This window comes from Bradyrhizobium sp. UFLA01-814, from assembly GCF_046718885.1.
GTDB classification, from domain to species: domain Bacteria; phylum Pseudomonadota; class Alphaproteobacteria; order Rhizobiales; family Xanthobacteraceae; genus Bradyrhizobium; species Bradyrhizobium elkanii.
The window spans coordinates 18,120-29,673 of sequence record NZ_JAQOSR010000116.1; the positions used below are offsets into that span (position 1 = coordinate 18,120).

Annotated in this window: 10 protein-coding genes; 7 read left to right on the forward strand and 3 right to left on the reverse strand. The window is 64.7% G+C overall.

Annotated elements, in window-relative coordinates; genetic code table 11:
* Positions 1 to 274 precede the first annotated feature (274 nt).
* From PMN64_RS29210 to PMN64_RS29220, 3 genes are all read right to left on the reverse strand, one after another.
* A complete protein-coding gene (locus tag PMN64_RS29210; RefSeq protein ID WP_375764465.1) occupies positions 275 to 829 on the reverse strand; it encodes a hypothetical protein in 555 nt (184 codons plus the stop codon).
* A gap of 102 nt (positions 830 to 931) precedes the next feature.
* Positions 932 to 1,384 (reverse strand): DNA polymerase III subunit chi, encoded by a 453-nt coding sequence (locus tag PMN64_RS29215; protein WP_411783152.1) that lies wholly within the window; start codon positions 1,382 to 1,384, stop codon positions 932 to 934.
* A gap of 15 nt (positions 1,385 to 1,399) precedes the next feature.
* Positions 1,400 to 2,902: a leucyl aminopeptidase gene (locus PMN64_RS29220; protein WP_411783153.1), complete on the reverse strand. Its 1,503-nt coding sequence runs from the start codon at positions 2,900 to 2,902 to the stop codon at positions 1,400 to 1,402.
* Between the two features lie 371 nt (positions 2,903 to 3,273).
* On the opposite strand from PMN64_RS29220, the gene lptF reads away from it, so the two are divergent.
* The 7 genes from lptF to PMN64_RS29255 all read left to right on the forward strand — a co-directional run.
* Complete coding sequence (gene lptF / locus PMN64_RS29225; RefSeq protein WP_016847429.1) at positions 3,274 to 4,440, forward strand: LPS export ABC transporter permease LptF; 1,167 nt, start codon at positions 3,274 to 3,276, stop codon at positions 4,438 to 4,440.
* Positions 4,437 to 5,534: an LPS export ABC transporter permease LptG gene (gene lptG / locus PMN64_RS29230; protein ID WP_028335173.1), complete on the forward strand. Its 1,098-nt coding sequence runs from the start codon at positions 4,437 to 4,439 to the stop codon at positions 5,532 to 5,534. Before lptF ends, lptG begins: the two co-directional genes overlap by 4 nt.
* Before the next feature lie 77 nt (positions 5,535 to 5,611).
* Positions 5,612 to 8,035, forward strand: coding sequence for an LPS-assembly protein LptD (locus tag PMN64_RS29235; protein ID WP_411783154.1), 2,424 nt, complete (start codon positions 5,612 to 5,614; stop codon positions 8,033 to 8,035).
* A 90-nt stretch (positions 8,036 to 8,125) separates the two neighbouring features.
* The gene (locus PMN64_RS29240; protein WP_028344807.1) at positions 8,126 to 9,073 is read left to right on the forward strand and encodes a SurA N-terminal domain-containing protein; all 948 of its coding nucleotides are present in this window, start codon (positions 8,126 to 8,128) and stop codon (positions 9,071 to 9,073) included.
* 17 nt (positions 9,074 to 9,090) lie between these two features.
* Positions 9,091 to 10,092, forward strand: a complete 1,002-nt coding sequence (pdxA, locus tag PMN64_RS29245; protein WP_411783155.1) for a 4-hydroxythreonine-4-phosphate dehydrogenase PdxA — start codon at positions 9,091 to 9,093, stop codon at positions 10,090 to 10,092.
* The gene (gene rsmA / locus PMN64_RS29250; RefSeq protein ID WP_411783156.1) at positions 10,093 to 10,947 is read left to right on the forward strand and encodes a 16S rRNA (adenine(1518)-N(6)/adenine(1519)-N(6))-dimethyltransferase RsmA; all 855 of its coding nucleotides are present in this window, start codon (positions 10,093 to 10,095) and stop codon (positions 10,945 to 10,947) included.
* A gap of 19 nt (positions 10,948 to 10,966) precedes the next feature.
* On the forward strand, positions 10,967 to 11,554 hold a 588-nt coding region (locus PMN64_RS29255), incomplete at its 3' end, for an alcohol dehydrogenase catalytic domain-containing protein (protein WP_411783157.1).

Genomic DNA, 11,554 nt, shown 5'->3' on the forward strand with positions numbered 1-11,554 from the left:
ATTTGACCCACCGGGCGGATCCACATATTCGGTGTCGTCCCTGCCTAGGGCGCGATTGCGCTCCGGAGCAGGGACCCATAACCACAGATGGTCATTGTTGCCCGATCGTCGAACGACGAGTCCCCTTAACCACATCCGCCGCGGAGTATGGGTCCTGCTCCCGTGCGCAATTGCGCACTAGGCACGGACGACGTGTGGAGGGAGCCTGGGCTCTCATTCTTTTCGGTATCGTGCCCGCGCATGCAGGCATCGACCTGCCGCCGGCGAAAACGCTCTAGCCGTGCGAGGTCTTTTTCTTCTTCGGCTTCGCCTGCTTCGGCTCCGGCACAGGGTCCGCACCGCGCTCGACGGACGACAGGCGCCCTGAGGAGAAGGTGTAGATGCCGGCGCGCGCGCCACGCGACCAGGTCACGACCGCAACACGCTCGCCGCCCGGCCCATTGGACAGGTTCACACTGTCGGGAGCACCGATGCCGCGCACGACGTCGCATTCAGTGTGGCCGAGTGCAACGCTGCCGCCCGTTGGTTGCGGCGGCGGTGCACCGCCGGCCTGTGCGTTGGCATCGGCGGCGCCCGGCGGCGGTGCCATGCCTGGACAGCTGCCGTCGGCACTGACGAGATCGTCGTTCGTCACCGGCTTGTCCGGCGTCAGCGGCGGCGATTCGATCGAGATGTTGCGGATGAACACCCGCCCGGGACGCGAGAACCATTCCGCATCGCGCGAAAACAAGTCGGATCCGGCGCCCGAACAGCCGGCAAGTCCCGGCGCAAGCACCAGCAAGGCCAACAGAGACTTCCGACTGAATGTTCCGTCCTGCACGATCGACAAAGCTCCTACCCCTTCACCTAAGGGCTTGTCCGAACATCACTTTGCGGCATGACCGTGGCCCGCCCTAAGAAACGTCGAATTATCATTAATTAGTAGCTATCGCTATTGGCGCCGCTGCCAGCGTCCCCGCTCGTCGGTCTGCCAATAGGTGACCTCGAAGCCGCGCGCCTTGCAAGCAGTCCAGCTTTCCCGGGCCGAGGCCACCGCGTCAGGGTCGTCGCCATTGAACACGAGGACCACCCGCTCGTAGCTGTCGCAGTCGGCCGGCAGCGCCGCATTGTCGACCAGGAAGCGGACATTGGCCCGATTCGGGTTGCCCTCCTCGATCGACAGGATGATCGGCTGGTCCTGCGCGTCGGCAACGCGCGAGGTCGCGTGCGGCAGGAATGAATCGTCGCTGTAGGTCCACAGATGCGCGTCGAGCGTCTCGGCGCGCTCCTGCGACGTCGATTGCACGACCACGCGCCAGCCGCGCTCGAGCGACTTCTCAAGCAGCGGCGGCAGCACGCTCTCCAGCGGCATGTTCTGCAGGTGGTAGAACAGAACCTCGGTCATGCGCCGGCCGACACTCTATTTCCTGGCTTCATAATAGTCGGAGACCAGCCGCTCGAGCAGCCGGACGCCATAACCCGAACCCCAGCTCTGATTGATCTCGGTCTTCGGCGCGCCCATCGCGGTGCCGGCGATGTCGAGATGCGCCCACGGCGTGCCGTCGACGAAACGCTGCAGGAATTGCGCTGCCGTGATCGAGCCGCCGTTGCGCCCGCCGGTGTTCTTCATGTCGGCGAATTGCGAATCGATCTGCTTGTCGTATTCGGGACCGAGCGGCATGCGCCACACCTTCTCACCGGTCTCGAGGCCGACCTTGGCCAGGCGCTCGGCGAGCTCGTCGTTGTTGGAGAACATGCCGGCGTGATCGGTGCCGAGCGCGACCATGATCGCGCCGGTCAGCGTGGCCAGATCGACCATGAATTTCGGCTTGAACTTCTTGGCAACGTACCAGAGCACGTCGGCGAGCACGAGGCGTCCCTCGGCGTCGGTGTTGATGATTTCGATGGTCTGGCCGGACATCGAGGTGACGATGTCGCCCGGACGCTGCGCATTGCCGTCGGGCATGTTCTCGACAAGGCCGATGGCGCCGACCACATTGACGCGGGCCTTGCGCGCCGCGAGCGCGTGCATCAGGCCGACCACGCAGGCCGCACCGCCCATGTCACCCTTCATATCCTCCATGCCGCCGGCCGACTTGATGGAGATGCCGCCGGTGTCGAAGCAGACGCCCTTGCCGACGAACGCGACCGGCGCCTCGCTCTTTTTGCCGCCGTTCCAGCGCATGATCACGGTGCGGCCGGGCCGCGCCGATCCCTGCGCGACGCCGAGCAGCGCGCCCATGCCGAGCTTGGTCATCGCCTTGACGTCGAGCACCTCGACACTGGCGCCGAGCTTGCGAAGCTGGCTGGCGCGGCGTGCGAATTCCTCGGGATACAGCACGTTCGGCGGCTCGTTGACGAGCTCACGCGCCAAATTCACACCGTCGACGACGGAGGCTTCGGGCGCATAGGCCTTCCTGGCGGCGGCAACATCGTCGACGGCGATCGAGACGTCGGCCCGCAGGGCGCCGTCCTCGCCGTCCTTCTTCTTGGTCTTGTAGCGGTCGAACTTGTAGGCGCGCAGACGGATGCCGGTGGCGATCGCGGCGGCCTGGCCGGCGGCCATCGCGGCATCGGGCAGTTCCGCGATCACGGTCATCGAACCGCTGCCGGCATTGAGCTTGCCGGCCACCGCGCCGCCAAACTTGAGAAAATCCTTCTCCTTGAGGTCGGCCGCCTTGCCGGTGCCGATCACGATCAGCCGCTCGACCTTGATTCCCTCCGGCGCCAGGATGTCGAGGATCGCCCCGCTCTTGCCCTTGAACTGGTTGGCGGCCGCGGCCCGCTTGACCGTCTCGGCGGCGGCTCCCAGCGCCTTCCGGGTGGCGGCTCCCAGCTTCAATTGCTCGTCGCAAAAGGCGACCAGAATACCGCGAGCGGACGCGGAGAATGGGACAAAGCCGACCTTGACGGCGTCGGACATAGGAAAATCCTCCAGAACTCAGGGTGTTGCTCGGACCTGAGGCGGTCCTTCCGGCACGCGGGGGTGAGCATTGCGATGGCGGTCCGGAACCAGCCCGGACCGGGCTTGTCACGCACTATGACCTGTCGGCTGCGTCGCTGCCAAGCGCCGGAGTGGCCGGAAGGCCACAAAAGCGATTAATTAACCATAAATTAAGCGTGCCTTGGCCCGGCCATTTTGTTGACGGATCAAAGGGATGGTAGTGAGAGAGTGACTAGAGAGTGAGCCGGACGGGTCCGCGGCTCGACCATAGGGGAACCCGGGTTGACGGGGATGGTCGAAAGCCGTGCGTCTGGTTGCGTGCAGGGGGCCTTGGGGGTCGTGCGGTAGCGATGGGGTCGATCGACAAGTACATCTTTAAAACGACGCTGGCGTCGTTTGCGCTTGTCCTGGTCAGCCTCACCGGCGTGATCTGGATTACGCAGGCGCTGCGCGGCATCGACCTGATGACGAGCCAGGGTCAGACCATCCTCACCTTCCTTGGCATCACCGGTCTCGTGATTCCCGCCCTGGTGCTGATCATCGCCCCGATCGCGCTGATGATCGCGATCTCCCATACGCTGAACAAGCTCGCGACCGATTCCGAAATCATCGTCATGAACGCGGCGGGCTTCTCGCCGATCCGGCTGTTCCGGCCGTTCTTCCTTGCCACCTGCGTGGTCGCGGCGCTGGTCGCCTTCATCGGCGCCTATCTCGCCCCCGACGGCATGCGCCGAATCAAGCAGTGGGACGCCGAGATCACCGCCGACGTGCTGACCAACATCCTGCAGCCCGGCCGCTTCGCCCAGCTCGACCAGAACCTGACGATTCGCATCCGCGAGCGTCTGCCCGGCGGCGTGCTCGGCGGCGTCTTCGTCGACGATCGCCGCGATCCGCAGGAGCGCGTCACCATCATCGCCGACCACGGCACCGTGCAGAAGACCGATCGAGGTTCGTACCTCGTGCTCTATGACGGCAATCTCCAACGGTTCGAGGTTGGCAAGCGCGATCCGGCGCTTGTCGCGTTCGCCCGCTACGCCTTCGACATGTCGAAATTCTCGCAGGGCCGCGACGTCACGCTTGGGATTCGCGAGCGCTATCTCTGGGAGCTGATGTGGCCGGACGAGGAAGACAAGACCTATCAGCAGCTGTCGGGCCAGTTCTTCGCCGAGCTGCATGATCGCTTCATGGCGCCGATCTATCCGTTTGCGTTCGCAGCCCTCACCTTCGCTTTCCTCGGCGCACCGCGCACCACGCGCCAAAGCCGCAATTTCTCGATCGGCGGCTCGGTATTCGCGGTGTTCGGCCTGCGCATGGTCGGGTTCGCCTGCTCCGTCATGGCGGTGAAGACGCCGCTCGCGGCGCTGGTGCAGTATCTGATGCTGTTCGGCGGCATCGGCATCGGCATCTGGATGATCGTCGGCGGCGTGGTCGTCGAACCGCCGCCGCGGCTGATGGAAGCGATCAACAGGAACAACGAGCGCATTGCGCGCCTCTTCCGGAGGCCGGCAACCGCATGAGCATGGTCACAAACACGCTCGGGCGTTATTTCGCCGGCCGCTTCGTGGTCGCGGCAGTGGGCGTGTTCGCGGGCATCTTCGTGCTGCTCGTGCTGGTCGACTACATCGAAATGGTGCGCAAGACGTCGGGCCTCGTCTCGGCCTCCGCGATCACGGTCGCGGAGACTTCGCTATTCCGGGTGCCTCAGCTGCTCGAGAAGCTGATGCCGTTCTGCGTGCTGATCGGCGCGATGACCTGCTACCTCGCTTTGTCGCGGCGGCTGGAGCTCGTCGTGGCACGCGCCGCCGGCGTCTCGGCCTGGCAATTCATCTCACCGGCGCTGGCCAGCGCGATCATGCTCGGCATCTTCGCGACCACCGCCTACAATCCGGTATCGGCCAATCTGCGCGAGCTCTCCAAACGCATGGAAGCCGAACTGTTCGGCTCGGCGCCCGGCGGCGGCATTCAGGACGCGTCCGGCTTCTGGCTGAACCAGATCAACGACGAGGGTCAGGCGATCATCAATGCGGCCCGCAGCGAGCAGCAGGGCGTGCGGCTGACGGGTCTCACCGTGTTCCGATTCGACACGGCGCTCCAGTTCAAGGAGCGAATCGAAGCGCGCGAAGCGGCGCTCGAAGACGGCCGTTGGGTGTTCAAGGGCGTGCGCCGATTCACCCTCGATAAGCCTCCGGTGGATCAGGACACCTTCTACCTGACCACCACCCTTACCCCGGCACAGGTGCGCAACAGTTTCTCCACCCCGGAAACTGTGTCCTTTTGGCAACTGCCGAACTACATCCGTTCGTCGGAGAGCTCAGGGTTCGCGACGGCTGGCTATCGCTTGCAGTATCACAAGCTCATCGCACAGCCGTTTTTGCTGGCTGCGATGGTGATGTTGGCGGCTTCTGTGAGCCTCCGCTTCTTTCGGATGGGCGGCGTGCAGAAGATGGTTTTGAGTGGCGTGGGCGCAGGCTTTCTGCTCTACGTGCTGTCGAAAGTAACTGAAGATTTGAGCAAGGCTGAGTTGATGCATCCCATCGCTGCGGCGTGGTTGCCCGTCGTTGTGGGCAGCCTCACCGGTTTCTTAGCCTTGCTGTACCAGGAGGACGGGTAGTGGCTATCGTCGCCGCCCGCCAGTTGAGGTCGCCTGCTCTCGGGCGGCGCAGTGCCCTGCGCCGTCAACGGAGCCGCATGGCCGCGTTTGGCGTTTCGATCTCAGCTCTGCTCGCCGCGTTCGTCGTGGTCAGCGCGCTCGATGTTGTCGCGTCGACGCCGGCTGCCGCGCAAGCCTTCACCTACAATCCGCGTCCGCCGAAGCCGCCCCGCCCGCCGGCCAAGAATGACGGGCAGATGCTCGTTCAAGCGACCGAGGTCGATTACGACTACAACAACCAGCGCATCTCGGCTGTCGGCAACGTCCAGATGTTCTACAACGGCACCAGCGTCGAGGCCGACAAGGTCATCTACGACCAGAAGACCAAGCGTCTTCATGCCGAAGGCAACATCCGCATGACCGATGCGGAAGGCAAGATCACCTACGCCAACATCATGGATCTCAGCGACGACTACCGCGACGGTTTCGTCGATTCGCTGCGCGTCGACACTGAAGACCAGACCCGCATGGCGGCGACCCGCGCCGATCGGTCCAGCGGCAATTACACGGTGTTCGACAACGGCGTTTATACCGCCTGCGCTCCCTGTAAGGATGATCCGAAGAAGCCGCCGCTCTGGCAGGTCAAGGGCGCGCGCATCATCCATAACCAGACCGAGAAGATGCTCTATTTCGAGAACGCCCAGCTCGAATTCTTCGGCGTTCCGATGGCCTATCTGCCCTACTTCTCGACGCCCGATCCGACCGTGAAGCGCAAGAGCGGCTTCCTGATGCCGGGCTTCACCACGTATTCGGCGTTCGGCGTCGGCGTCGAAATCCCCTATTACTTCGCGCTCGCGCCGGACTTCGACGCGACCTTCAATCCGCGCATCACGTCGAAGCAGGGCGTGCTCTTCCAGGGCGAATTCCGTCAGCGTCTGTCGAACGGCGCCTATCAGATCCGGCTCTACGGCATCGACCAGCTCGATCAGGACGCCTTCAAGGGCCAGCCCGGTGACCGCCAGTTCCGCGGCGGTATCGAGACCAAGGGTCAGTTCGCGCTGAACGACAAATGGACCTGGGGCTGGGACGGCGTGCTGCTGTCCGACTACTACTTCATGTCCGATTACCGGCTGGCCCAGTACAAGGACCCGTTCGGATCGTTCCTGTCGCTGCCGACCGAGGCGATCTCGCAGCTCTATCTGACCGGCGTCGGCAACCGCAGCTTCTTCGACGCGCGCGCGATCTATTATCTCAGCTACTCCGGCAACCAGAACCAGGTTCCGGTGGTCGCGCCTGTCATCGACTACAACAACGTGATCAACAGCCCGATCCTCGGTGGCGAGTTCAGCTACAAGGTGAACTTCACCAACCTGACCCGCGAAACCGCGGTGTTCGACCCGATCACGGCACAGGCCGCCAACCCCCTTAACCCGTTGTGCACGACCACGTCCGCTGATCCGATGGCGCGGACGCCGTCGCAGTGCCTGCTGCGCGGCATGCCGGGCACCTACACAAGGCTGACCGCCGAGGCGCAGTGGCGCAAATCCTATACCGACCCGCTCGGCCAGATCTGGACGCCGTTCGTCGGCGTCCGCGCCGATGCCATCAACGCCGACATCTCGAACCAGCCGGGCGTTTCCAACTTCCTGCCGGTCGGCGACACCCAGACGGTCCGCCTGATGCCGACCGTCGGCTTCGAATACCGCTACCCCTTCATCAACGTGCAGCCGTGGGGCACGACGACCATCGAGCCGATTGCGCAGGTCATCATCCGGCCAAACGAGCCCGACGCCGGCAAGCTTCCGAACGAGGACGCGCAGAGCCTGGTGTTCGATACCTCGAACCTGTTCGCGGTCGACAAGTTCTCCGGCTACGACCGCGTCGAGGGCGGCAGTCGCGCCAATGTCGGCGTGCAGGCCACCACGCAGTTCGATCGCGGCGGCAGCGTCAAGGCGATGTTCGGACAGTCCTACCAGATGTTCGGATTGAACTCGTTCGCGGTCGCGGACGTCACCAACACCGGCGTCGACTCCGGCCTGCAGAATCCGCGCTCGGACTATGTCGCCAGCCTCGCCTACTCGCCCAACCGCACCTACACGTTCAGCGTCCGCTCGCGGATGGACGAGGCGACCTGGAACATCAACCGGTTCGAGGCCCAGGCCAGCGCGAACTTCGACCGCTGGTCGGTCAGCCTGATGTACGGCGACTATGCCGCGCAGCCGGAACTTGGCTATTTGACGCGCCGCGAAGGCATCCTCGCCAGCGGATCAATCAAGGTGGCGGCGAACTGGGTGGTTCAGGGCGCGGCGCGCTGGGACCTTGAAGCGAACAAAATCAACCAGTACGCGTTCGGCGCGGGCTATGTGGACGACTGCTTCGTGCTGGCCGCCAACTATGTCACGTCCTATACCTATCAGGCGGGCTCGACGCCGCCCGTCCTCAGTCACGCGTTCATGTTCCAGATCGGGCTGCGGACGATCGCCCAAACCTCCACGACCAGCAGTTCGGCTGGCATGCAGTAGCGAGCGAGCGGTCTGGCGGGGGGGGGGCATGGATTGCCTGCAGGCCTGTGGCTCCGGCTTGAATTGGTTTAAACGGCTGACATGACGATAATGACGACCGCTAGCCTGCCAACGCGCCGCTATCAGCTAGTGTTGAGTTTCCTGCTGGCTCTTTTCCTCCTGCTTGGAGGCGGTGCGCGACTGCATGCCCAGACCATCGCCGTGATGGTCAATGGCGAGCCCATCACCAATTACGACATCGAGCAGCGCGCCAAGCTGAACGCGCTGACCGGCGGCAAGACCCCCGATCGGAAGACCGTCCTCGACGAACTGATCGACGAGAAGCTGAAGATCAAGGAAGCCAAGAAATTCGGCGTCGATCCCTCCGCCGGCGATATCGACCAGTCCTTCGGCGGCATGGCGCAGCGGATGCGGCTTTCCGGCGACCAGCTCACCAAGGTGCTCGAGGGCAAGGGCATCCGCCCGGACACGCTGAAGCAGCGCATCAGGGCCGACATGGTCTGGACCAGCCTGGTCCGCGGCCGCTTCAAGGAAAGCCTGCAGGTTGGCGAAAAGGACGTCGCCAACGCAGTCAAGGAGACCGGAGGGACGGCTGAGGCCGAGGCATTCGAATACAGGATGCAGCCGGTCGTTCTGATCGTGCCCCGCGGCGCGCCGCAGTCGGAGTTCGAGGGGCGCCGCAAGGAAGCGGACAGCCTGCGCGAGCGCGTCACCAGCTGCGAGGAAGCCAACACCTCCTTCAAGTCGATGCGCAACGCCGCGATCCGCGAGATCGTCGTGAAGACCTCGGCCGACCTGCCGCAGTCGCTGCGCGACATCCTGGACAAGACCCCGGTCGGCCACCTCACCCCTCCAGAGGTCACCAAGCAGGGCATCGAAATGGTCGCCCTCTGCGGCCGGAAGGCAACCACCGTCGACACGCCGAAGAAGCGTGAGATGCGCGACAAGATGTACGTGCAGAAGTACGAGGCGAAGTCGAAGGCCTATCTGCAGGAAGTCCGGAAAGCCGCGATGATCGAATATCCAGGCGGGCGATGATCGACTATCGTTGACGCATGGCTCAACCTCTCGCACTGACATCCGGCGAGCCCGCAGGCATCGGCCCCGATATCACGCTCGCCGCATGGCTGCGACGCCGCGAACTCGATCTCCCGCCGTTCTATCTGCTCGGCGACCGTGCCGCGCTTGCCGAACGCGCCAAGACGCTCGGGCTTGCCGTCGAATTGGCCGAGGTCAGCGCCGAGGAGGCATCCGCGACGTTCGCACGCGCCCTCCCCGTGGTTGCGACCGGCAAGGCGGCGAAGGCGCTACCGGGCCAACCCGACGGCACGAGTGCGGATGCGGCGCTGGCGTCGATCCGGCAGGCCGTCACCGATGTCGCCGCCGGCAAGGCCAGCGCCGTCGTCACCAATCCGATCGCCAAGAACGTGCTGTACCGCGCCGGCTTCCGGCATCCCGGCCACACAGAGTTCTTGGCCGAGCTTGCCGCAAGCGGCGGGCGCGCGCCGCAGCCGGTGATGATGCTGTGGTCGCCGGCCCTCGCCGTCGTCCCGGTGACGATCCATGTGTCGGTCCGCGAGGCGCTGGCGCAATTGACGACCGACCTGATCGTGTCGACCGCGCGGATCGTGATCGCGGACATGAAGGCGCGGTTCGGCCTCGCGGCGCCGCGACTCGCCATTGCCGGCCTCAATCCGCATGCCGGCGAAGACGGCACGCTCGGTATGGAAGACGTCGAGATCGTCGCGCCCGCGGTCGAGATCCTGCGCCGCGATGGCATTGCCGTCCGGGGCCCGCTGCCGGCCGACACCATGTTCCACGCAGCCGCGCGCAAGACCTATGACTGTGCGATCTGCATGTATCACGACCAGGCGCTGATCCCGATCAAGACCGTCGCGTTCGAGGACGCCGTCAACGTCACGCTGGGACTGCCGTTCATCCGGACGTCGCCCGATCACGGCACGGCGTTCGACATCGCCGGCACCGGCAAGGCCAATCCGTCGAGCCTGATCGCCGCCCTGCGGCTCGCCGCGCGCATGGCCGCGGCATCAAGCTAAGTGAGCACGATCGACGATCTGCCGCCGCTGCGCGACATCATTCGCGAGCATTCGCTGTCGGCGCGCAAATCGCTGGGACAGAATTTTCTGCTCGATCTCAACCTCACCGCGCGCATTGCCCGCGCCGCGGGCCCGCTGGAAGACTCCACCGTGATCGAAGTCGGCCCCGGTCCCGGCGGCTTGACGCGCGCGCTGCTTGCGCTGGGCGCAAAGCGCGTGATCGCCATCGAGCGCGACGAGCGGGCGCTGGCCGCGCTCGACTACATCGCCAAGCGCTATCCCGGCCGCATCGAGATCGTGCATGACGACGCACAGCACTTTGACCCGCGTCCCTTGCTCGATGGCGCCAAGGCCAAGGTCATCGCCAACCTGCCCTACAACATCGCGACCCAGCTGCTGGTCGACTGGCTGTCGATCGAGCCGTGGCCGCCCTGGTACGATATGATGGTCCTGATGTTCCAGCGCGAGGTCGCCGAGCGCATCGTCGCCCATGAGGACGAGGAGGCGTATGGCCGGCTCGCGGTGCTCGCCAACTGGCGCGCCGAGACCAAGATCCTGTTCGACATCTCGCCCGCGGCCTTCGTGCCGCAACCGAAGGTCACGTCCTCGGTGGTACGATTGATACCGCGCGCCGCGCCCGAGCCGTGTGACCGCCGCATGCTCGAGCAGGTCGCGGCCGCCGCCTTCGGCCAGCGCCGCAAGATGCTGCGCCAGAGCCTGAAATCGCTGTCGGTCGATCCGGCGCGGCTTGCTGCCGCAGCCGGTATCGACGCGACACGGCGCGCCGAGACCATTCCGGTCGCGGGCTTTGTTGCCATGGCCCGGGAATTGGCCGATATACGGGCCACAAAATAGAACAACAGGAGAAAACGTAATGGCGCGTATGGTTCGCCAATCCCTCGTCAAATTCGATGCACCGTTGTGCGAAACCATCGTCGACACGCCGAAGCCCCAGGGACGCGAAGTGCTGGTGCGCATCGAGCGCTGCGGCCTGTGCCATTCCGATCTCCACATCCAGGACGGCTACGCCGATCTCGGCGGCGGCAAGAGGCTCGATACCACCCGCGGCATGACCCTGCCCTTCACGCTCGGCCATGAGATCGCGGGCGTGGTCGACGAGGTCGGCCCCGATGCGCCGAAGGATCTGATCGGGACGAAGAAGGCCGTCTTCCCGTGGATCGGCTGCGGCCAGTGCCGCGACTGCCTCGCCGGCGACGAGAATCTCTGCGTCAAGCAGCGCTTCCTCGGCGTCTCGATCGACGGCGGCTTCGCCACCCACGTGCTGGTGCCCGACGCAAAATACCTGCTCGATTACGATCCGCTGCCGGTCAACCAGGCCGCCACCCTGATGTGCTCCGGCGTCACCGCCTATGGCGCGCTGAAGCGCCTGGTCGATCGTCCGCGCCAGCGCAATTTGCTGCTGATCGGCCTCGGCGGCGTCGGCATGATGGGCCTGACATTC